This window comes from Streptomyces sp. NPDC017943 (assembly GCF_044328425.1).
Taxonomy (GTDB): Bacteria; Actinomycetota; Actinomycetes; order Streptomycetales; family Streptomycetaceae; genus Streptomyces; species Streptomyces djakartensis_A.
This window is the reverse complement of sequence record NZ_JBIRHH010000002.1, coordinates 136,234-159,029: the sequence shown is the minus strand read 5'-3', so window position 1 is coordinate 159,029 and position 22,796 is coordinate 136,234. Positions and strand designations below refer to the sequence as shown.

Here is a 22,796-nt window from a genome sequence, read left to right as displayed (position 1 = left end):
TTTTGAGCTTCGGTCCGGCTCACCAAGGACCCTACATACCAGTGGAGTTGCCGGGGGGTTTCGGCAGGGTGAAGGTATCCGCCGCACCGGTGGGCGAGTACCCGGCGGCACATTCGCGGAAGCGGGCACGAAGCGGGCACGGGAGGGGCGCAAACGGTCACCGCGGCGGCTCGTTTCCTGGAATGTCCGCGTGGGCCGCGGTCATTCCAGGCATCGTCTCCCGGGAATTCTTGAGCTTCATTTGAGGTGGCGCGCCGGACACCGGCAATTCATCGCGCCGACTTCCGGCGGCCGCGGGGCCGGGCATCGGCGTTTTCCCGAGTTCCGCCCCGGCCGTCGGCGGCGCCGGCCGTACGCCGTCCGGAATCAATTCGGCTGGAATTCGCCCCCGCTGCCGCCCCTTTTCCCTTTGTTCGGTCCGAACGTGTTCCTTGTCCGGATCACTGCGCGGTGCGGACTGTGTCGGGCTTGTCCGCCGTCCCGCCCCCGGCGCCCTTGCGCTCCGCCGCGGCGGGGCCGCACGCGGGGGCCGTGACCCTCACCTCGGCGGCGCCCGAGGCGGCGGCCGGGTCCAGATCCGCGCCGGTCGGGAAGGACGCGAGCAGGGGTGCCGGCACCGAGTCGACGTCCCCGGCCCCGTAACCGAGCGCGGACAGCGCCTCCTTGGAGGTGACCCGGTACTTCACACCGTTGTCCGCCACGAGGTAGGTGGTGCCCGCGTGGGCCGCGCCGCTGGCGTGCAGCGCCCTGACCAGGGCGCCGTGCCCGGGGCGGACGACCGCGGCGTCCGGCGGGGCACAGGCCGGTTCCACCGGCTCGCCGGCGCCCTGCGGCACAGCCACCGGGGCGAGCGCGGCCAACGGCGCCAGCACGGAGCTGATCCGGGCGCCGCCGTCCCCGCCGTCCACCTTGGCGCACAGTGCCGATCCCCGCGGTGTGGACTGCACGGTCGGCGGCGCGTCCGGCAGCTGGGCGGATCCGGCCGGGCCGGCGTTCCGCGCCCGGTGTTCGCGCAGGATGTCGGCGCCCACCGTGCGCACCTCGGGCGACTTCCCCTGGTAGGCCTCCTTCTGGGTGGCCGGGTCGCCCAGCACCAGAGCGGCTCCCAGCCGTGTCAGCGGTACCAGGCCGTCCTTGCGGAGCAGGTGGTAGGTGCTGCCGCCCCCGGGCACGCTCACCTTGAACAGCTGGCCGACACGGCCGGCCTCACCGCCGAGCTCGGGACCCTCCTCGCCGCGTCCGGGCACGTCGGGCGGCTTCAGGGCGGGCCCGGGGGCCAGCGCGTCCAGGAAGGCCGCGGAGACCCGCATCGGCCGTTCCGAGCCGTACCCGAGGGCGTTGCGCGCGTCGGAGGCGCGGTCCAGCGGCAGCCTGCTGCCCCGCCACACCAGGTACTCGGTGCCGTCCGGGCCGCGCACCAGTACCGCGCGGTCCCCGCCCACCCCCTGGGAATCCACGGGTGCCCCGGCGACCACCGTGGTGGCCCCCGGCTCGTCCACGCCGGTGTCGGCCGTGGCGCCGGAGGTGCTGGGCAGCGCCCCCTGCGGGCCGGTGACGCACATGTGCCAGGCGCCGTCGTCCAGCCGACCCGGGTCCGGCACGGTGTCCGGGGCGCCGGGGATGCCGACGGGCGCGCCCACCGGGGTGTCGCGCAGCGAAGCGGTGCCCACGTCGTCCGTCTCCAGGTCGGGCCCGCCGATCAGCCGCGCCGACGCGTAGTTGCGCACCGGGTGCAGCACCCCGTCGGTGCCGGTCCACAGATAGCGGGCGCCGGTGTCGCGGTTGACCACCAGGTGCTCGCCGTCGCGCCAGCCGTCGTTGCCGCCGGGGCGCAGCAGACCGTAGACGGTGGCGCCCGCACCGACCAGGACGGTGACCAGCACGCCGAAGACCACACCGCGCGTGGTGCGTCCCAGCGGGCTCTCCGGGGCGTCCGGGTCGGCCGTCAGCAGGCCCGAGCTGAGCCTGCCCATCATGAATCCGTGGGCTTGTACCTGGTCGCGTTTGGACTGCACAGCCTCTCCTCACCTCGTACTCGATGGACCGGCTTCGCGAACGCTCAGCCGAACAGGCCGCGCAGCCAGCCGAACAGGCCCGCCACCCACAGGGCGAGCGGCAGCAGCGCCACCGCGAAGCCGGTGTGCGCCAGCTCCGCAGCCCGGCCCCAGTACGGCAGGACGCGGCGGCCGGGCACGACCCAGGCCGCCACCACCAGGCCCGCCGCCGCGGCGAGCAGGACCGCGCAGACCACCGTGCGCCCGCCGCTGCCGCTGTCGACCGCCCAGGCGCGGGCCAGCAGCAGCAGACCCCACACCCCGGGGACCGCCAGGGTCAGCCGCTGGGCGATGTGCACCAGGCCCCGGCAGTGCAGGAGCAGCAGCAGGCTCAGCGCCAGGCAGGTCAGCACCTCGGGCAGGTCCGGACGTTCGGCGAGCACGGCCAGCGCGGTCGCGCAGACGACGCCGGTGGCGGCGAACAGCGCGGTGACCCAGCGCCCGGCCAGTTCCGTGCGCTCGGCGACCTCGGCGCCCGCGTACGGCTCGATGCCCTCCTGGAGCTGGCTCGCCGACGACGGCAGCGCCGGCATCCGCATCCCCGCCAGCTTGAAGGCGAAGGGCGCCACCGCCCCGGCGCCCAGCGCGACCACCGTCGCCACCAGCGCCGCCGTGGCCGGCACGTCCAGACCGCTGTAACCGATCAGCGCCCCGGCGACCGCGGCGGCCACCGACACCACCGCCGTGGCCACCAGCGCCGGAGCACCGACCGCGGTGGCGGCCAGCGCCAGCACGGCCCCGCCCGCGCCCGCGGCGCCCGCCGCCAGCAGCCGCGCACCCACGACCTGTGCGGCGTCCGGCCCCGTCAGGTCGCCGCCGGGCAGCACCCAGCCGGCCAGCGCCAGACAGGGCGCCACCAGCAGGCCCAGCGCACTGGCCGAGAGCCGGTCCCCGACCGCGCGGCTGGCCGTACCCGCCCCGGCGAGCAGCAGCAACCCGGTCACCCCCGCGTACGCGGGCCGCGACGAGGAGTTCACCCCGGGCCAGAACACCAGCAGCAGCGCGGTCAGGACGGTGGCCACCGCGGTGCCCACCAGCAGGCCGCGCGCCGCGCCCGGGTGCCAGTTGTGCAGCCGCCGGCCCGCCGTGTCGGCTATCCCGTCGACCAGGTCGTCGAGCCTGGCCTCCGGCAGCGCCTCGGTGTGGGGACGCAGGTAGAGCACGTCCCCGTCGGTGAGTCCGGAGCGGGCGAGCGTGGTCTCCTCGTCGAGCGGGGCGTCACCGAGCCGCTGGAGCACCCAGCCGGCGTGGTCGAGACCGGCCTCCTCGGCCTCCTCGCCGACATAGCGCAGCAGGGTGGGCAGCAGATCGGCGACCGGCACATCGGCGGGCACGGCCAGATCGACGGAGACGCTCGGCGCGCGTACGGTCAGGCGGCACAGTTCGGCCACCGCGCTGTCGGTCATCAGCTGAACTCTCGTCTTCCGTGGGGGTGGGTGACAGGGAGACGTGCCCCCGGGAATGGGGGAACGGATGAAGAGTACGCACGGTATATGCGGCCACCAACGACGGGCCAGAGCACTGGAATTGTCGCCGAGCGTCCGGTAACCACCCCTCTCGCGTGGACAGGTGGCGTGCGGTGAATGCAGACTACTGCCGACGCCCGCCGGATTGTGCTGCGGATCGGACACGCCCGGTACGGAGCAGATCGGCACAGGAGTTGCCCGCCCCCACCGCCCGGAACACGACCGCCCCGGATATCGCCGTTGCCCGGGACCACGCGCGTCCACCCGGTGGGACACTTCCCGCCACCACGCATGGCGGGTATTCGGTGCGGGCCGGAAAGTCCAGCGAACCCGGAGGTTTCGTCCCTTGAGCGTGGTGCTGTTTCGCCGGCCTGCCCGCAGACGCGGACCGGAGATGCCCGAAGGGCAATTGACCCTCCAGGAACCCCCGGTCCTCGCCGAGACGGTTCCGGACACCTCGGCGATATGGACCTATCTGCCGATGGCGCTGATGTCGGTGTCGATGATGCTGATGTTCCTGCGCCCCGGTGGCGGCAACGGGGTCTTCATCTACCTGGCGATGGGCGTCATGGCGCTGTCGGCCGGAGCCATGCTCCTGGGCCAGCTGATGCGCCGCTCCAGCGAGCGCAAGCAACGCCTCAGGGGCGAACGCCGCGACTACCTCCGCTACCTGGCGCAGATCCGCAAGCGCGTCCGGGCCACCATCGTCGAACAGCAGCGGGCCCTCGCCTGGCGCCACCCGGAGCCGGCCTCGCTGCGCTCCCTGGCCCGCACCTCCCGCCTGTGGGAACGACGGCCCGCCGACGAGGACTTCGGCGAGGTCCGCCTCGCGGTCGGCGAGCAGCAGCTCGCCCTCACCCTCCAGCCGGTCTCCACCCGGCCCGTGGAGGACCTCGAACCCCTCTGCGCGCACGCGCTGCGCCGCTTCATCCGCGCCTACTCCACCATCCCCGACCAGCCCCTCGGCCTCTACCTGCGCTCCTCCGCCCGGATCCTGCTGCGCCCCGAGGAGAGCCCCGACGACCCGTCCGCCCGGCCGGCGCCGACCGCCTCCCCGGCCGCCTCCCCGGCCGGGGATACCGGACATGACGCCGTCCGCTCCCTGGTGCGCGCCGCACTCGGTCAGCTCGCGGTGTTCCACGCCCCCGAGGAGCTGTGGCTCGCGGTCTGCGTCAGCGACGAGCGCCGGGCCGACTGGGAGTGGGCCAAGTGGCTGCCGCACGCCCTGCACCCGCACGAGGAGGACGGCGCGGGCCAGGTCCGCCGGATCACCGCCGACCTCACGGAACTGGACGACCTGCTCGGGGCCGAGTTCGCCGAGCGCCCCGGCTTCGACCCCGACGCCCGCCCCGGACGCGACGAGCCCTACACGGTCGTCGTCCTCGACGGCGTCACCGTCCCCGAGGGGCACCGCTGGGAAGGGCACGGCTACCGCAACGCGGTGGTCCTCGACGTCTCCGGTGCCCTGCGCTGGCGTCCCGGCCGCAACACCCTGCGGCTGACCGTCGGGCCGGACCGGGTGAACCTGGTGCGCACCGACCGCAGCCGCAAGGAACGCTCCGTGCCGCTCGGCCGCCCCGACCGGCTCGGCCCGCTCGGCGCGGAGTCCCTGGCCCGGCTCCTCACCGCCCGCCGCATCAGCCTCGGCACCGACATCGCCCAGCCCCTGGACTCCGACGTCGAGCTGACCACCCTGCTCGGCATCCCCGACCTGCACCGCCACGACCCGCAGACCCTCTTCGCCCGGCACACCGGCTCCGCCCGGCTCCGGGTACCCGTCGCGGTCGGCGTGGACGGCCGCCCCGTGGAACTCGACATCAAGGAGTCCGCGCAGGGCGGCATGGGACCGCACGGCATGCTCATCGGCGCCACCGGCTCCGGCAAGAGCGAACTGCTGCGCACCCTCGTCCTCGGCCTGGCCCTGACCAACTCCTCGGAGACGCTCAACTTCGTCCTCGTCGACTTCAAGGGCGGCGCCACCTTCCTCGGCCTGGAGGAACTCCCACACACCTCCGCCGTCATCACCAACCTCGCCGACGAAGTCGCCCTCGTCGAACGCATGCAGGACGCCCTGCACGGCGAACTCATGCGCCGCCAGGAACTGCTGCGGGCCGCCGGGAACTACACCTCCGCCCTGGAGTACGAGCGGGCCCGCGCCGCCGGAGCCGGGCTCACCCCCCTGCCCAGCCTGTTCGTCGTGGTCGACGAGTTCAGCGAACTGCTCTCCGCCCACCGCGAGTTCATGGACCTCTTCGTCATGATCGGCCGCCTCGGCCGCTCCCTCGGGGTGCACCTGCTGCTGGCCTCGCAGCGTCTGGACGAGGGCCGCATGCACCAGCTGGAGAGCCACCTGTCGTACCGCATCGGCCTGCGCACCTTCTCCGCCATGGAGAGCCGCGGCGTGCTCGGGGTGCCGGACGCCTACCAGCTGCCCGCCCAGCCCGGCAGCGGCTACCTGAAGTCCGGCGTGGAGGCACTGACGCGCTTCCGCGCGGCCTACTCCTCCGGCACCTACCACCGCCGCACCGGCGCCGTGGTGCAGGCCCGGGTGGCCAGCCAGGTCGTGCCGTGGACCAGTGGCTGGGTCGTGCCGCGCACCCTGGAGGCGGCACCCGAGCCGGAGCCCGAGACCGAGGAGACCGGCGAGGAGGAGACCCTCCTCGCCGTGGCGCTCGACCGGCTGCGCGACTCCGGCCCGGCCGCCCACCAGGTGTGGCTGCCCCCGCTGGACGAGCCGTCCCCGCTCGACGCCCTGCTGCCCGGCATCGCCCCCGACCCCGAGCGCGGCCTCACCGCCGCCGGCTGGCCGGGCACCGGCAGGCTGCGCGTCCCGGTCGGCCTGGTGGACAAGCCCTTCGAGCAGCGCCGCGACCCGCTGGTCGTGGACCTGTCCGGGGCCGGCGGGCACGTCGCCGTCGCCGGCGGTTCGCAGAGCGGCAAGTCCACCCTCGTCCGCACCCTGATCGGGGCCCTCGCCCTCACCCACACCCCGGCCGAAGTCCAGTTCTACTGCCTCGACTTCGGCGGCGGCGGCCTCTCCCAGCTGGCCGGCCTGCCGCACGTCGGCGGCGTCGCTGCGCGGCTCAACCCCGAGCGCGTGCACCGAGCGGTCGCCGAGGTGATGACGCTGCTGGCCCGCCGCGAGCAGTTCTTCGTCGACCACACCCTCGACTCGATGCAGTCCTACCGCCGCCGCCGGGCCGCCGGTGAGTTCCCCGACGAACCCTTCGGCGACGTCTTCATGGTGGTCGACGGCTGGTCCACCGTCCGCCAGGACTACGACGACCTGATCCCGAAGTTCAACGAACTCGCCGCCCGCGGCCTGAACTACGGCATCCACCTGCTGATCACCACCACCCGCTGGGTGGAACTGTCCGCCCAGGTCCGCGACCAGGCCGCCACCCGACTCGAACTGCGCATGGGCGACCCCATGGACTCCGAGGTCGACACCCGCAAGGCCCGTTCGGTGCCGCGCAGCGGGGGCCGCGGCATCACGGCCGACACCAAGATGCACTTCCTGGCCGGTCTGCCGCGCCTGGACGGCAGCGGCTCCCTGGACGACCTCGGCGACGGGGTCGCCCACCTGGTGTCCGAGGTGTCACGTCACTGGACGGGCCCGTCCGCCCCCCAGGTCCGCATGCTGCCGCACCGGCTCCCGCTCGCGGAACTGCCCGCCCCCGAGGCCACCGAGGGCGGCGGCATGCGCCTCCCGCTCGGCATCGACCAGGACGCCCTGGAACCGGTCTGGCACGATTTCAGCCGCACCCCGCACCTGATCGTGGTCGGTGACACCGAGAGCGGCAAGACGAACCTGCTGCGCCGCGTCTCCGCGGGCATCACCGCCCGCTACGCCCCCAGCGAGGCGAAGATCATCGTGGTCGACTACCGCCGCACGCTCGTGGACACCGTCCCCGAGGAGTACCGCATCGGGCACGTCATCTCCCTGGACAACCTCAAGGAGACGGTCGAGGGCGCCGCCCGCGCCATGAAGACCCGCGTCCCGGGCGCCGACATCGCACCGGCGCGCATGCGCCGATGCGACTGGTGGACCGGCCCGCGCCTGTTCATCCTCGTCGACGACTACGACATGGTCTCCACCAACTCCTTCCAGAGCCCCTTCGAGCCGCTCTTCGAGCACCTCACACTCGGCTTCGAGATGGGTCTGCACCTGGTGGTCGCGCGCAGTGCCATGGGGGCCGGCCGCGGCCTGGGCGACGGCCTGCTGCGCCGCCTCGACGAGGCCAACAACCCCGCCGTCCTGCTGTCCTGCCCGCCCACCGAGGGCCGCCTGTTCGGCAACGCCAAACCGCGCAACCTCCCCCCGGGCCGCGCCCTGCACATCGCCCGCCGCCGCGAGCGCCTGATGCAGACGGCACTGGTGGAGGGGGACCGGGAGCCGGACGCCTGACGGAACGGGAGCGGGGGCCACCTGAGTGGCCCCCGCTCCCGTTCCGTCGGTGACCGCGCGCGGGCCCCGACGTCAGCTCACCGCTGATCCGTCCCGGTGCCCGCCTCCGCCGGGCGCCAGCCCCGGGCGCGGGCGCGCGGGTAGGCGAAGGCGGCCCACAGGACGCACAGGACGCCGGCGGAGCCGACGAGGACGAACAGCGTGGCGCGGTGGGTGACACCCTCCGCCGCGGACGTGTCCCGCACGGCCACGGGCGTGGACCCGCCCTCCGCCCGAGCCGTCCCGGGGGAGCCCTCCAGGACGGTGGTGACGGCGGCGTACGGGTCCAGCTGGGGGATGTCGGCCGGGTAGGCGGTGGCGGTCAGACGGCGGGTGACGGCCGCGGGGGAGGCGTCGGGGTGGGCGGCGCGCACCACCGCCGCGGCCCCGGCGGCGTAGGCCGTCGCCACGGCGGCGCCGCCGCCGAGGTAGTGGCCGTCGCCGCGCGGGCCGCCGGACACCACACCCGCGCCGGGGGCGGCCAGATCGATGCCGCCGGTGCGCGGGGAACCCTCCGGGCGGGCCCCGCTGGGCAGCATGTCGGCGACGGACAGGACACCCGGCTCCCCGGCCGGATAGTAGGTGCGCGCCGGGGTCTCCTCGCCGCCGCCGCGGGACGGCGGGTCCGGGGTGGCGGCCGCGACCACCACCGCACCGGCCTCGCGGGCGTCGGCCACCGCGCGGCTCAGCGCGGGGTCGCGGCGGGGCAGGGCGACCCCCACCGCGATCACGTCGGCCCGCGCGGCGACAGCCGCGCGCAGCGCGTCCACCACCAGCGTGGACTCCGCCCGGCCGTACGTGTCGGTGCCCCGCAGCGCGAGGATCCTCGCGCCGGGCGCGACACCCGCGAGACCCGGCGTCGTCCCGCCGGTGCCCGCGACGAGCCCGGCGAGGAAGGTGCCGTGTCCCACGCAGTCGTCGCCGGCCGCGCCCTGGGCGGTGACCCGTCCGTCCAGCCCGGCGGCCTCGGGGTCGACCCCGGTGTCGATCAGGGCGACGGTCACCCCGGCGCCGGTGCTGTGCCGGTGCACCCGTTCGAGGTCCAGCCGCTGACGGGACCAGTCCTGCTTCTTCGCCGTCGCGTCGGAGGCGGGGGTGCAGGCCTCCTGCCCGGCGTCCGGATCGAGCGCGGAGGGCATGCCGGGCAGCTGCTGCCCCTTCCCGTCGGCCGCGGGGTGCAGGGGCGGCTGCGCCGCGAGCGCGCTGCCGGCCGGGGGCAGCAGCAGCGCGGCGGCCAGGCCGGCACCGGACAGCAGGCGGGAGGCGGCACGGACGTGGGCCTTCATCGGGGAGCCGCCTTCGCGGTCGCGGCGGTGACGTCCTCCGGCAGGAGGATGCGCAGGTCGTCGAGGGTGGGCGCGGCCAGCGAACTGAGCCGCCCGGCCTGCCGGGTGACCATCGACTCCACCATCTGGCGGGCCAGCCGCGCGTTGCCGAAGGAGCGGTCCCGGGGCAGGGCGTCGAAGTACTCCTTGAGCAGCGGCCCGGTGCCGGGACCGCACTCGTAGCCCATGTCCGCGGCCTGCGTGCGCACGATGGTGACCAGTTCCTCGGAGGAGTAGTCGGCGAAGGCGACCCGCCGCGGGAACCGCGAGGACAACCCCGGGTTCGAGGCCAGGAAGCGTTCCATCTCGTCGGTGTAGCCGGCGACGATGACGACCACCTCGTCACGGTGGTCCTCCATCAGCTTCAGCAGGGTGTCCACCGCCTCCTGGCCGAAGTCGTTGCCCTCGCCGCGCGGGGTGAGGGTGTAGGCCTCGTCGATGAACAGCACGCCGCCGCGGGCCCGTTCGAAGACCTCACGGGTGAGCTGCGCGGTGTGGCCGATGTACCGCCCGACGAGATCGGCGCGGGCCGCCTCGACCAGCTGGCCCCGCTCGAGGATGCCGAGCTGGGAGAGGATCTCGCCGTAGAGGCGGGCCACCGTCGTCTTGCCGGTGCCGGGCGGGCCGGTGAACACCAGGTGGTGGCTGAGCGAGGGAACCGGCAGTCCGGCGGCCGCCCGGTGACGGGCGGTGGTGATGAGATTGACGAGGTCCGCCACGTCCCGCTTGACCTCGGCCAGCCCGATCATGTCGCCGAGGCGGGTCAGCGGGTCGTCCCCGGCCGGGGACGGGTCGCTCGCCGCGGCGGCGGCCGTCGCCGAGACGTCCTCCGGCAGCAGCAGCCGCAGATCGTGCTCACTGACCTGCTGCTGGGAGGCGAGCCGGACCGCCTGCCGGTCCACCATCTCCTCGAACACACCGCGTGCCGCACGGCCGTTGCCGAAACCGGCGTCCCGCGGCATCGCCTCGAAGTGCGCGGCCAGCGCCTGCGCGGTGCCCTCGCCCAGCTGGTACTGATGCTGGGCACACATGTTCTCCATGATCGCGACCAGTTCGGGCACCGAGTAGTTCTCGAACTCGACCGTGCGCGAGAAGCGCGAGGCCAGGCCGGGGTTGAAGGTGAGGAAGGACTCCATCTCGCGGGAGTAGCCCGCGGCCACGACCACCACGTCGTCGCGATGGTCCTCCATCAGTTTCAGCAGCGTGTCCACCGCCTCACGACCGAAGTCCGCGCCGCCGTTGCCGCTGTCCGAGGTGAGCGTGTACGCCTCGTCGATGAACAGCACGCCGCCGAGGGCCCGTTGGAAGGTCTCGGTGGTCTTGATCGCGGTCCCGCCGACGACCTGCGCGACCAGGTCGGCACGGGACACCTCCACCAGGTGCCCGCTGCGCAGCGACCCCAGCTCGGCCAGGATGGAGCCGTAGAGCCGGGCCACGGTCGTCTTGCCGGTGCCGGGCGGCCCGGCGAAGACCAGGTGGCGGCTCATCGGCGGGGCGGGCATGCCCAGCTTCTCCCGGCGCTGGGCGAGCTGCGTCAGGTTGACCAGGGTGCGCACCTGCTGCTTGACGTTCTCCAGACCGATCAGCGCGTTGAGGGCGCCGAGCGGCCCGTCGGCGCGATCCGGTGGGGGTGCGTCCGCCGCGCCGGAGCCCGCCGGATCGGTGTTCTCGGCGTTCCCGGTGCCCCAGGCGTCCCGCTTGCCGTTGCCGGTACTGTTCAGGCCCTCCACGGCGAGCCGTTCACCGGGGGCCGTCTGCACCAGGCCGCCCCCCTCGTTCTCCCGGGCCAGGCAGTTCACCAGCGAGACGGGCGCCGTGGACTCCACCCGGAAGCCGTCCTGCGCTCCGCCGGTCGCCTCGCAGCCGCTCAGGGACGCCAGCGCCCCCTCCCGCAGCAGGAAGCCGTGCCCCTGGGCGGCGTGCACCGCGGTGCGGTTGGCGGTCAGCTCGCCGCCGGCGGCCACCACCACACCGTCCTCGCCGGACACCTCGACGCGGAAGTCGCGGACGGTGACGTTCCCGCCGTCCTCGACGGCCAGGCCGCCGGCGGCGGCGTCGGACACCCCGCCGCCCGCCAGGTACAGGGTGCTGCCCGAGGCGACGCGCACCCCCGCGCCCTTCGGCCGGAGTATCTCGCAGTCCTCGGCCCGCCCGCGGGCGTCCTTGACGGCCGTCACCCCGTCGCCGGACGGCTCCACCAGCCGGGCCCGGCGCAGCAGCGGGTTGGCGCCGCCGCGCACCAGGACCGCCGGTGCTCCGCCGATCACTTCGAGGCGGTCCAGTTCCGGTGCCGAGTCCTCCTCCAGCAGCAGACCCGTCTCCTCGCAGTCGCGGACGGTGAAGCCGGTGAGGGCCGGCGATGCCGCCCCGGCGACCCGCAGGGCCGCACCCCCGGCGCCGTCCACCCAGCAGTCCTCGAAGGTGCCCCGGGCCCGGTCGGTGACCAGCACACCGTGGCCGCGGGTACGGGAGACCCGGCAGCGCCGCAGCACCGGGTCGGTCCCGGCGGCCAGCGTGATCCCGTTCCCGGAGGCGCCCGTGACCCGTACGTCCTCCAGCGTCGTACGGCCCGCGCTGCTCAGGTGCACGCCGGTGCTGGTGTCGTGCACGACGGTGCGGACGACCGAGAGGGAGCAGTTCTGCTCCAGGGCCAGGGAGGGCTTGTCGGTGGAGGAGAGGTCGCAGTCCTCGACGGTGCCGCGCGACTCACCGTTGGCGAGCAGGCCGTTGCCGCGGGCGTCGCGCACGGTGCAGCCCCGCACACGTGCCTCGCCCTGCTCGGCGAGGACCAGGCCGCTGGTCCCCAGGTGCTCGAAGGTGCAGGACTCCACCGTGGTGGGCGTGGTCGAGGTGACCACGACGCCCGCCCCCTGCCCATTGCTCACCCGGCAGTCCCGCAGGGCGAGCGAGCCGGTGCCTCCGGCGAGCAGCGCGGTCCACGCGGCGCCGACGATCTCACAGCCGTCCAGCGCGGCCTGCCCGCGCCGCACGTCCACGGCCGGTTCCTCGGCGTCGCCGCCGCGCAGGGTCAGTTCGGAGAGCATCACCGCGTCGGCGCGCAACGCGAGCACGCTGCCCGAGCGCGGCCTGATCTCCACGGTGCCCCGTCCCTCGGCCGCGGTGAGGGTGACCCGGGTGTGGATCACCAGGTTCTCCGCGTAGGTCCCGGGCCGGACGCTGATGATCGCGCCGGTCCGGGCAGCCGAGAGCGCCTCACCGATCGTCCGGTAGCGGTCCCCGTCTCCCGGGCCGACCGTCAGTACCTGGCGCGACACGCACCAACCTCCTTGCCGTGGCGTGGTCTTCAGCGTGCGCCCCGCTCGACGGGGGCGCGTGTCGGCGGGCCGACGGGGTCATGATGCCTCGCCCCTGCGCGAGGCGAGTCTCCCGGAGCGGTACGTCGCTCCGCTGCCTGTCCGGTCAGACGCTCCACTTCTGGTTGTCGGTACCGGCGCAGGTCCACAGCTGCAGCCCGGCCCCGTTGCCCCGGTTGTTGTCCTTGACGTCGACGCACTTGCCGACCACCGTGTTGACCAGGTCGTGGCTGCCGTTCAGCGTGAACTGCTGCGCGGCGTTGCCGTTGCACCAGGCGATCTGGATGGGGGTGCCGTCGCCGTAGTCGGCCCCGGCCACGTCCAGGCACTTGCCGCCGATGCGCACGGTGCCGTCCGAGGCGAACTGCCACTTCTGCGCGGGGCTGCCGTTGCAGTCCCACACCCACAGCTGCTTGCCGTCGCTGAAGTCGCCGTCGGCTACGTCGACGCAGCGGCCGGAGAGGTGGCTGTGCAGCGAGACGGGGGAGCCGAGGCTGACGCCCGAACCGGCCTTGGCGGGCCGGTCCTTGCCGCCGCCGGACCGGTCCGCGCCGTCCCGCCCGCTGTCGGCCGGTGCCTCGGGCTCGGCCTTCGCCCCGGAGTCCTTCTTCGGCGTCTTCGGCGCCTTGTCGCCGTCGTGCTCGTCGGTGCCCGCACCGGGGGTGACCCGGGTCGCCGGCTTCCCGGGCTCGGCGGTCGGCTTCTCCGGTGCGCGGGAGGGCCTGTCGCCGGGCGAGGCCGCCACGAACTCACCGGGCGCCTCCTGGCCGTCGTCGCCGAGCACGGTGCCCGCACCGGCCGCCTGCTTGCGCTCGCCACCGTCGTCGTTACCGCCGAGCACGAGGAACGGCACCGACACCAGCAGCGCGCCGACGATCGCCGCTCCGGCCAGGACCGCTTTGCCGGGCCGCCCGACGGCAACCGCCTGGGGCTGCGGCCGGTCGATCGCGGTGCGGGACATGGTCCGTACGAGGGCGGGCAGCCGGCTCTCGGCCACCGCGGCGGCCTCGGGGTCGGCGTCGCTCCCGGCCAGGGCGGCGGGGGCCGTTGCGGTCGTGGCGCCGGTGGGGGTTCCGCTCCCGTGACCGGTCGCCTTCACCGCTGTGGAGGACGCCTCTTCGCCCTGCGACGCCACCTCGCCCTTCTCGTCCGGCGGGAGTGGTCCGGTGGTCGGTGCCCCGGCCGCCGCCGTCGCCGTCGTCCCCGTGCCGGCTTCCGGCGTCTCCCGCTCGGGGGCCGACCCGGTGGCGGTGGTCGTGGCGGGGGCGGCCTCGCTCTCGGGGCGGGCCTGCGCGGGGGCGTCCGGGGTGGTGGGGGGTTGCTGGGCCGGTCGCGTCACGGGGTCCTCCCTGTGGTGTGGGGCCAGGGTTCCTGTAAGCCGTCACCCGGGAACACGGGGCCGGCCCCGTCCCCCGTACCGGCTCCGGATCCGGGGACGCTGTCAGCCGGGACCAGTAGCGGCGCCGCCGCCCCGGCGTTGACCAGTAGCACGGTGCCGGGGCCGGGCAGGGAAGGTGTCAGCTCCTCCACCGACAGGGTGTCGTGGTGAAGTGCCGAGGACATGAACGCGTGCGCCGGTGAGGTGAACAACAGCACCACCGGCGCCCCGTCCCGCCCGGCGGCGACGAGCGGCCCGCCGTCCGGCCCGCGCACGACGGCGACCTCCGCTGCGGCGAGTGCCGCCAGGGCGTCGTCCACCGGGCCGTATCCGGTGGCGGCCCGCTGCGCCGCGGCGTCCACCGGATCCGTGGGCTCCGGCCAGCCGAGCATCCTCGCCGAGGGCCGGTAGGCGGGGTTGGCGCGGAACTCGGTGACGTCCCCGCTGTCGTCCGACCGCCATTCCCCGAGCACCGCCCACTCCGGCGGCGTCCGCTCAGGCGCCCAGTCGGGGTCCACCACACCGATCCAGTGCCCCGGGGCCCGACGGGCCGCGGCGCGCACGGCGTCGGGTATCTCGGGTGTCTCGGGTGTCTTGATCGTCTCGGGTGTGTCAGGTGTCTCGGGCAGGGCGCCCGGCAGGGCCGCTTGCCGTTCTCGGGGCCGCATCTCCACCTGAACTCTTGGGTCCCTACGCATACTTGGGTAGTCGAGTGCCGAACGGCACGGACACACGCCGACACCGATCGGCCGGGGTCCTCAGGATGCCACACCGGCCTGGTCCGTAGGTGCCCGAGCAAGCTCCGTATGGGCCTGTGGCGTGCCCGTTTGCTGCCCGGGTGGAGAACGTTCCGGGAGCAGCGAGACGCCAACGGACAAAGCGACTCCGGGTGTTGCAGCGGTGGCGGGGTCGTCGTCCCGGGGACGCGTTAAGTTGGCTTTGTCGTCGGACTCGTCGACGTACGGTTCGGTCCTGCCGGGACGTCCGACCGCAGGCGTGCTGCGTTCCGGGGTGCCGAGGTGTCGTGCATGCTCGGCGACGCGGACGAGCCGAAGGCTCACCGAGGCGTGGCACTGCCGAACCCGCGCCCGGCGGCGCGGCGTTGACCGCGTTCGGCCGCCGCGCGGCCCCGCCCATCACCGAGAGCTCCGCCACCGAGGAGGAGTAACCGCATGTCCCCCCAGCACCACACCCCTGGCGCGCGAGCGGAGAGGGCCGCCGGCCCCGGCGGAGAGGAGACCGGCTCCCCGTCCGGCACGTCCGCACCGACGGCCGAGGGCCCGGGCCGTGCCACCGCGCCCGAGGAGAAGCCGGCCACCACCGAACCGGGCATGGCCGAGTCGGGTACGACCGACACGCGTACGGCTGAGTCGGGCACGACCGAACCGGGCACAGCCGAGTCGGGTACGGCCGAGCCCGGTGCCGCACCTGCCGGGCGACTGGCCGCTCCCACCGCTCCCGAAGCCGAGCCCGAGGGCACTGCGGCCCCCGCCGCGCCGGACCCGGCCGCGGAACCCCGGACGGGCACCGCCGCGCCGGAGACCGCCGCTTCCGCACCGGAAGCCACGGCGTCCCAGGCGTCGGCGGCACCAGAGGCTCCCGTCACGCGCATCGGCGTGGCCGCTGCCGCCACCGCGGTGCATCCCGCCCCCGCGTCCGGCACCGGCGTCCAGACGGGCCGGCCCCGCAAACCCGTCCTCGCGGGAGCAGCGGTCCTCGGCGCCGTGCTGGTGGCCGTACCGCTGCTGCTGACCGGCGGCGGGAACGACGACGACGGCCGCAACGCGTCCAGGACGGTGACGGCCGGCGACGCGGACACGGTCCTGAAGCCGGAGTCGGCCCCCGCCGCCCTGGACGACTACGTGGCCGAGAAGCCCAGTGCGTCGCCCAGGAAGAAGCCGCGGAAGAGCGCCGCCCCGGTGGCGGCCGCGCCCCAGCCGGTGGCGGCCCCGCCGAAGCCGAGCCCGAGCAGCTCGCCCACGAAGAAGTCCGCGCCCAAGCCGAAACCGAAGCCGAAGGCCGCGCCCAAGCCCGACTGGGGCACCGCGACCGTCTCGGCGGTCAGCGTCCTGGAGGTGAACCAGGCCTGGACCACCAACCGCATCCGCATGATCATGCAGACCGACGGCAACCTCGTCGTCTACAACGAGAAGGGCAAGCCCATCTGGGCGTCGATGACCTTCGGCGAGAACCACCGGGCGATCTTCCAGCAGGACGGCAACCTCGTCATCCACAACGGTGACGACCGTCCCATCTGGGCCGCCCGCACCCATGGCCACGAGGGCGCGCAGTTGGTGCTGCGCGCGGACGCCAAGGTGGTCATCGTGCACAACGGCGGAGTCATCTGGTCGACCTGACCCACCCGGTCCCGACCCCTGCCGCCGGAGTCGACGGCGACGCGGTGCTACGTCCGGGGCGCGGCCGGCCGCGCCTTCGCTCCGGGCACCGCGCACGCCGCCGTCCCGCCCGGCAGCCGCATGCGGTTCCGGGCCACGAGACGGTAGACGCCGTGGGCGACCCACCGCACGGGCGGCAGGGTGAGGACGGCTCCCGCGACGGGCCACGCTCCACCGGCGCTGAGCAGGGTCTTCGCCACCGCCTGGGCACCGCCGTACACCCGCCCGGTGGGCGTCACCCACAGGGCCTCGTGGCGGGCGCGCTCCGCGGTGACGCCGAGCGCGCCGAGATCCGCCTGCTGCCAGGCCACGACCTCGCAGCGGGGCCGCACCAGGCGCTGGACGACACCCACGGACGAGGTGCAGAAGCCGCAGTCCCCGTCGAAGATCAGTACTGGTTGCCTTCGCACCCCTCCATCGTCCCTCACCCGGGGGACGGGCCGTCGGCCGCCCCGCGGACGGCCGCCGGCGACGGCACACCGCGGGGGGCCACACAGGACGCACTACAAGGGACGCACCTGGATGTTGCGGAAACGAACCTTGTTGCCGTGGTCCTGCAGGCGTATCGCTCCCGCCGCGGGCGTCTCGGCCCGGCCGGAGGCGGTCGGCCCGTCGAGCACGAGGTCGTCGTGGACCTTCCTGCCGTTCCACACGACCGTCACCCGGGCGTCGGCGGTCTTTCTGCCCTCCTCGTCGAAGCGGGCCGCACGGAAGACGACGTCGTAGGTCTGCCACGTCTCCGGCGCGGTCGCCCTGTTGCTGTCGGGTGCCTTCTTCAGGTAGATGGCACCGGCCTCGTTGTCGGCCGGCGAGGTGTCGCCGTAGGAGTCGAGGATCTGCAGTTCGTAGCGGTCCTGGAGGAAGATGCCGCTGTTCCCCCGGTCCTGGCCGGTGACGTCCGGTGGGAGGAGGGGCACGCGGAACTCCACGTGCAGGGCGAAGTCCTGGTAGGCGTCCTTGCTGCGGAGGTCGCCGCAGCACACCTCCATCGACTTCTCCTCGCTCAGCGGCCAGGCCGCCTTGCGCCCGTCCGTGTGCTGCCACTGCGCCTGCGACCCGGCGGTTCCGTCGAAGAGCGTCACCTCGGCGCCGTGCGGACGCACGGTGATCAGGTCGAGGTTCACATGGCCGGTGTCACCGGCGTCGATCCGGTAGGAGAGGGCGTTGCGGCCGGCGCGCAGCTTCACCTGCTCGGTCCGGGTGGACCAGGAGTCCCAGTCCCCGGTGGACGGCAGCAGGGTCTGCCGGACCTTCCTGTCGTCGGCGTACAGGGACAGGGACTTGGTGCCTGCGAACGGGTTCGGGCCGTTGGAGTAGCGGAGGTTCACGTCGTACGTGCCGCTCCTGGGGACGGTCACGTCGAATGTCGTGGCGGCCTTGCCCTCGGTGGCATACCGGTCGACGAAGCCGCTGCCCGAGTAGCCGGAGTAGTCGGTGTTGATCCCGGCCGCGCCGGTCAGCCGGGCCTCCTCCGCCTCGTACAGGGTGGCGGCCGGCGGCTGCTTCCCGGGCAGGGCGTTGAGCGTGTACCAGGCCTCGGTGCTCCACAGGGCCTCCCCGGAGGCCGAGGTGAAGGGGCGCGGGGAACGCACGTGCACCACGTGTCCGGGCTTGAGCCCGTCGGTGCGCAGCCGGACGGTCCGGCGGTCGCCGGAGAGCGTCGCCGAGCGCACGGCCAGCTGCTCCTCGGCGATCTTCGGGCCGCCGTAGTCCTTGGTCGGGGTGTAGCGCCACTGCTCGATCCGGTAGCGCGCGGCGAGCTGTGCGGCGGTCTGCTCGGACACCGGCTGGGTGTACGTCAGATCGAAGCCGCCCGGGACGGCGCGCATGGCCTTGATGTCGAAGGTGTTGCCGCCGTTGGGTGTCAGCTTCTGCAGTCCGAAGCGGAGTTTGCCCTCCTGGCCCCAGTTGCCGTCGGCGCCGAGCCCGCCGGCGTAGAGGGCGCCGTCGGGTCCGAGGGTGAGGCGGTTGACGCCGGCCTCCAGGCCCTGGGTGTAGCGGAAGACCGCGCCCTGGTACTGGCCCTTGACCTTCTCCAGGTAGGCGCGCTGGAGGCCGCCGTAGGTGACGTCGCCGATCAGCATCTGGCCCGCGAACGGCCCCTTCTTCAGGTACAGCGGTGTCGAGGGCGAGTTGGCGATCTCGTTCTGCGGCAGCCACAGCACCGGCGCGGTGACGGGGGAGGACTCGAAGGGCCCGGCGGGCTCGGTGTAGTGGTTGAAGAAGCGGCCCTGTTCGATCTGGACCAGCTTCGAGGAGGGGAGCCAGCCGCCCTGGTTGTCGGTGGTGAACAGGCCGCCCTCCGGGCCCCATCCGATCCCGTTCGGTGTGCGCAGCCCACCCGCGACCGGGCTGATCCGGCCCGTCTTCTTGCTGATCCGGTACGTGGTCCCGCGGTCGGGGGCCGGCTGTGGGGTGGTGGTCGCGCCGCCGTAGTCGATGGCGACGGACAGGTTCACGTAGAAGTAGCCGTCGCGGTACAGCAGGCCGAACGCGAACTCGTGGAAGTTGCCCCCGTAGGGCCAGGTCGCGACCGTGCGGTAGGTGTCGGTGACGTCGTCGCCGTCGTCGTCCACCAACCGTGTCAGCTCGTGCTTCTGCGAGACGTACAGGGACCCGTCGACGTACTTGATGCCCATGGGCTCGCGCAGGCCCTCGGCGACCTTCTTGACGGTGACCTTGTCGCGGCTGGTCCGGCCCGTGACGTTGCCGAGCAGGTACACCTCACCGGCAACGTTGTCACTGCCGCCCCAGGTGCTGATGGCCAGCCGTCCGTCGGGCAGCCAGTCCATGCCGCTGACCTGGGGTTCGAAACCCTCCGGACGCAGATCGGTGAGGTCGAGGTCGGGGCGCACGGAGGTGAGGGGCAGCCCGTCGCCCGGGGAGTCGCCGCCCGCCTCGCACTCCTTGCGTCCGGGCGCCGTCACCCGGACCACACCGGCGTCGGTGCTCAGCGCCTCGCGCGGCACGACGGTGAACTCGCTCTCCCCCGGCGGTTTCCAGGACAGCTGCACCTGCTGCCCGCCGTCGCGTTCGAAGTGGTCCACGCGCAGGGGGTGCGGTCCGGCGGTGAGGTGGACGGTGCCGTCCTTCGGTTCGGCGCCGTGCAGTCCGTCGTGGTCGATCACCGTGGACCCGTCGAGCGAGAGGCGGGAGCCGTCGTCGCTGGTGAGCCGGAACACGTACGACCCGTCGCGCGGGGCGACCAGGTAACCGGTCGCCTCCGAGACGAACCGGTCCTCGAACCCGCCGAAGTCGGCAGCCGTGGACCAGTCGATCGTGGGCATCAGCTTGTCGTGGTTGGGCGTCTGCCCCGGCTTGAGGGTGCACAGCTTGCCGAGCGGTGTCTGGACGTCGTAGACGCGCAGTGTGACGCCCGGCTCCTGCGGCGGGATGTCGGCGGCGGCCGCCGGCGGGGGCTCGGTGACCGCCGGGGCGGGATCCGCCGCGACTGCCGGGACGGCGAGGGCGCCGCCGGCGAGGACGGTGGACGCGAGCAGCGCGAGGAAGTGTCTTCGGGCTCGTGGGAAGGGTCGTTGGCGCATTGGTCCTCCTGTGCTGGGGACCGGACCGTGCCGGATCGTTCCGGTCGTTCACGGGGTGGAGCGCGGTTGCGCCGCAAAGGTAAGAGACTTTCGCTTGTCATGTCCAGACTTTGTCATCGATGTGTTCAAAGTGGTCCGGCCGGACCGCACGCGCCACTTGACGAGCCGTCACCACCATGGTGCTTCCGCCGCCGCGGGACCGGGGTGTTCAGAAACCCGCGACGGTGGAACTGATCATGAGAGGGTGCACTGGGACCCGGGAAGCGTTCCGGGAGTGGGCCCGGGGGAGAGGCGGTGACGACACGTGACCGAAGAAGGCGGCCGCGACTGGGTGTGCATGACCCCGGACGACTTCGACCGTGAGGCGCCGCCGCGCCCGGAGGCGGACACGTGGATTCCGGCCGAGCTGGACGAGTGCGGTACGGCGCCCCTGTTCGGCGAGGAGCCCGTGCCGGCGCGCGCGGGGACGGGCCGGCCCGACGCGCGCCCTGCTCGGCAGGTCACGCAGGGGCGGCTGTTCTGAACTGCCGGGCGATGCGGCCCGAGGTTCGGTGCTGACCCGTGGTGATCGTGACGCCTTGCGCCTGCGGTGCCCGCACGGGTGTCACCCCGGCTCGACGGGAAGCCACAACTCGCAGGTGGCGGTGGTGAAGTCGTCCGTACGGTCGAGGACGGAGACGGCCGAGGGACCCGGTCGCAGTCGCCACGGGTTGGAGGGGAACCACTCGGTGGCGGTGGCCGCCCAGGTCGACTGCAGGGCCTGCGGATGCGGCCCGCTGGTGCGGAAGACCGCCCACCTGCCGGCCGGCACCTCGATGACGTCGAGCCCCTCCGGCACCGGTGTGTCCCCGCTGACGGCGACTCCGTGCAGGTAGGTCAGCTCGGTGCCCTCCCGGCCGTCGGGATCGACGTCGTCGCTGACCTGCAACAAGCCCTCGGGCACCGTGTTGCCGAGGTCCTTCAGCCGCTGGTGCTCCGACAGCGGCAGTGAGGCGATGTGCTCCTGGATGTGCGGGTTGACGCCGCGGTGGATGAGCGGGACACGGACGGCGTGTCCGACCAGACGGAACGCGGGGCGGTCGACGAGGCGGGTGTCCATGGGGGTACTCCCTTCGACGGTCAGGCGGAACCTGAGCTGCGGTTGTGTGCGCAGGGGGCCTCCGTCTCGGCGTACGTCGCCGGGGCCCGCGCCGTGGACCGCCCGGAACGCGCGGCCGAACGCCTCGCCCGAGCCGTAGCCGTACCGGACGGCGATGCCCAGCAGGTCGCCCTCGCCCCGGACCACCTCGGCGGCGGCCAGCGTCATGCGCCGCCGCCGCACGTACTCCGACAGCGGCATGCCGGCCAGCGACGAGAACATCCGGCGCAGGTGGTACTCGGTGGTGCCGAGCGACCCGGCCAGCCGGCCGACGTCGAGTTCCTCGGAGAGGTGCTCCTCGACGAGGTCGACGAGCTGGTTGAGTGCCGAGATCATGCGGCCTCCTTTCGCCTCCCACCTTGGCAGCGGGCAGGGGGCCCGCGCCTGATCGCCGAGGACGGGTTCGATCGGATGCCCGGCCCGCGACGCCCGGAGCCCCGCCGGGGCTGCACCGCGGGCGTGTCAGCCCTCCCGGGCCCGCAGCGGCTCGCCGACGCTCCTGAGATGCCGCAGCGCCAGGCCGTACGACTCGATCAGCCCGGTCTGGTGGTAGGGGACGCCCAGCTCGGCGCAGTACCGTTCGGTGATGTGCTGGGCCCTGGCCAGGGCGGGCGTCGGCATGCTGGGGAAGAGGTGGTGCTCGATCTGGTAGTTGAGCCCGCCCATGAAGACGTCGATCAGCACGCCGCCCTGCACGTTGCGGGAGGTGAGCACCTGGCGGCGCAGGAAGTCCAGCCGGGTTCCCTCCTCGATCATCGGCATGCCCTTGTGGTTGGGAGCGAACACCGAACCGAGATAGACCCCGAACAGGCCCTGGTGGACCGCGAGGAAGACGAGCGCCTTGACCGGCGAGAGGACCGTGAACAGGCCGCCGAGATACACCGCGAAATGCGCCACGAGCAGCGTCCCCTCCAGCACCGGCTTCTTCATCGACGGGCTCGTCAGGGACCGGAAACTGTTGAAGCTGAGATTCAGTCCTTCCAGGGTCAGCAACGGGAAGAAGAGCGCGGCCTGGTGCTTCCCGACGAAGGCCGGCAATCCCTTGGCCTTGCGCGCCTGCCGCTGTGACCACACGAGGATGTCCGGCGAGACGTCCGGGTCCTTGCCCTCGTGGTTGGGATGGGCGTGATGCCGGGTGTGCTTGTTCATCCACCACCCGTAGCTCATGCCCAGCAGCAGGTCGGCCACGAGCAGTCCGCCCGCCTCGCTGGGCCGGCGACGTGAGAAGACCTGCCGGTGGGCCAGGTCGTGCGCGGCCAGCCCGAGCTGCCCGAAGACAGCGGCCAGGGCGACGGCGACGACCAGTTGGACCCAACTGTCCCCCAGGGCCACGAACGCGCCGACGCAGCCCGCGAGAGCGGCAGCGACCAGCCCGAAGCGCACCGAGTAGTACAGCGGACGCCGCCGGAGAAGTCCGGCCTCCGCCATCCGCCGTGACAGTTCCGCGAAGTCGCTGCCACCCCGCTGCGTGCCTCGGCCGGCTGACGCCGGCGGATCGACCGGAAGGACAAGGGAATTCGTCATGCCCTCAGTGTCCGGGCGACCCGCCGCCCGCAGAATGGAGTGCTCCCCCTGATCAAGGTGGAGGTAGCACCACCTCCCACCTGGGGAGAGCCGCAGCGCGAGAGGGCACCGCGGTGCGACGCGGTCGGCCCTCCGGCACCATCGTGGAATCACTCACGCTCGGCCCGCAGGGCCGTCACCACGACCCGGCCCCTCGCGATCGGTAGGCT

General features: G+C 73.5%; 13 protein-coding genes. 3 read left to right on the top strand and 10 right to left on the bottom strand.

The annotated features are described in order from the left end of the window. Positions 1-440: 440 nt before the first annotated feature. Both eccB and eccD read right to left on the bottom strand, forming a co-directional pair. Positions 441-2,015, bottom strand: a complete 1,575-nt coding sequence (gene eccB / locus ACH4C6_RS05660; protein ID WP_398107231.1) for a type VII secretion protein EccB — start codon at positions 2,013-2,015, stop codon at positions 441-443. A gap of 44 nt (positions 2,016-2,059) precedes the next feature. Further along, positions 2,060-3,460, bottom strand: a complete 1,401-nt coding sequence (gene eccD, locus ACH4C6_RS05655) for a type VII secretion integral membrane protein EccD (protein WP_398107230.1) — start codon at positions 3,458-3,460, stop codon at positions 2,060-2,062. Positions 3,461-3,914: 454 nt separating this feature from the next. Between eccD and eccCa the strand changes: the two genes are divergently transcribed. Further along, positions 3,915-7,928: a type VII secretion protein EccCa gene (gene eccCa, locus ACH4C6_RS05650; protein WP_398107229.1), complete on the top strand. Its 4,014-nt coding sequence runs from the start codon at positions 3,915-3,917 to the stop codon at positions 7,926-7,928. Positions 7,929-8,005: 77 nt separating this feature from the next. Here the strand turns inward: eccCa and ACH4C6_RS05645 are convergent, their stop codons facing one another. From ACH4C6_RS05645 to ACH4C6_RS05630, 4 genes are all read right to left on the bottom strand, one after another. After that, on the bottom strand, positions 8,006-9,253 hold the full coding sequence (locus tag ACH4C6_RS05645; RefSeq protein ID WP_398107228.1) for a S8 family serine peptidase: 1,248 nt from the start codon (positions 9,251-9,253) through the stop codon (positions 8,006-8,008). After that, positions 9,250-12,567, bottom strand: coding sequence for a right-handed parallel beta-helix repeat-containing protein (locus ACH4C6_RS05640; protein ID WP_398107227.1), 3,318 nt, complete (start codon positions 12,565-12,567; stop codon positions 9,250-9,252). The genes ACH4C6_RS05645 and ACH4C6_RS05640 overlap by 4 nt, the downstream gene beginning before the upstream one ends. A 145-nt stretch (positions 12,568-12,712) precedes the next feature. Next, positions 12,713-13,945 (bottom strand): ricin-type beta-trefoil lectin domain protein, encoded by a 1,233-nt coding sequence (locus ACH4C6_RS05635; RefSeq protein WP_398107226.1) that lies wholly within the window; start codon positions 13,943-13,945, stop codon positions 12,713-12,715. After that, positions 13,942-14,652 carry a type VII secretion system-associated protein gene (locus ACH4C6_RS05630; RefSeq protein ID WP_398107225.1) on the bottom strand — a complete coding sequence of 237 codons (711 nt, stop codon included), beginning with the start codon at positions 14,650-14,652 and terminating at the stop codon, positions 13,942-13,944. Before ACH4C6_RS05630 ends, ACH4C6_RS05635 begins: the two co-directional genes overlap by 4 nt. Positions 14,653-15,156: 504 nt before the next feature. Between ACH4C6_RS05630 and ACH4C6_RS05625 the strand changes: the two genes are divergently transcribed. Further along, entirely contained in the window at positions 15,157-16,341 is a 1,185-nt protein-coding gene (locus ACH4C6_RS05625; protein WP_398107224.1) for a mannose-binding protein, read from the top strand. Positions 16,342-16,388: 47 nt separating this feature from the next. Here ACH4C6_RS05625 and ACH4C6_RS05620 read toward each other — a convergent pair whose 3' ends face one another. Beyond that, positions 16,389-16,790, bottom strand: coding sequence for a thiol-disulfide oxidoreductase DCC family protein (locus ACH4C6_RS05620; RefSeq protein WP_398107223.1), 402 nt, complete (start codon positions 16,788-16,790; stop codon positions 16,389-16,391). Between the two features lie 93 nt (positions 16,791-16,883). Then, complete coding sequence (locus ACH4C6_RS05615) at positions 16,884-19,925, bottom strand: family 16 glycoside hydrolase (RefSeq protein WP_398107222.1); 3,042 nt, start codon at positions 19,923-19,925, stop codon at positions 16,884-16,886. 304 nt (positions 19,926-20,229) lie between these two features. Here ACH4C6_RS05615 and ACH4C6_RS05610 point away from each other — a divergent pair, with 304 nt between their 5' ends. Then, positions 20,230-20,448: a hypothetical protein gene (locus tag ACH4C6_RS05610; RefSeq protein WP_398107221.1), complete on the top strand. Its 219-nt coding sequence runs from the start codon at positions 20,230-20,232 to the stop codon at positions 20,446-20,448. An 81-nt stretch (positions 20,449-20,529) separates the two neighbouring features. Here the strand turns inward: ACH4C6_RS05610 and ACH4C6_RS05605 are convergent, their stop codons facing one another. Continuing rightward, positions 20,530-21,399, bottom strand: coding sequence for a GyrI-like domain-containing protein (locus ACH4C6_RS05605; protein WP_398107220.1), 870 nt, complete (start codon positions 21,397-21,399; stop codon positions 20,530-20,532). 126 nt (positions 21,400-21,525) lie between these two features. After that, positions 21,526-22,587, bottom strand: a complete 1,062-nt coding sequence (locus tag ACH4C6_RS05600) for a fatty acid desaturase family protein (RefSeq protein WP_398107219.1) — start codon at positions 22,585-22,587, stop codon at positions 21,526-21,528. Positions 22,588-22,796: the final 209 nt, after the last annotated feature.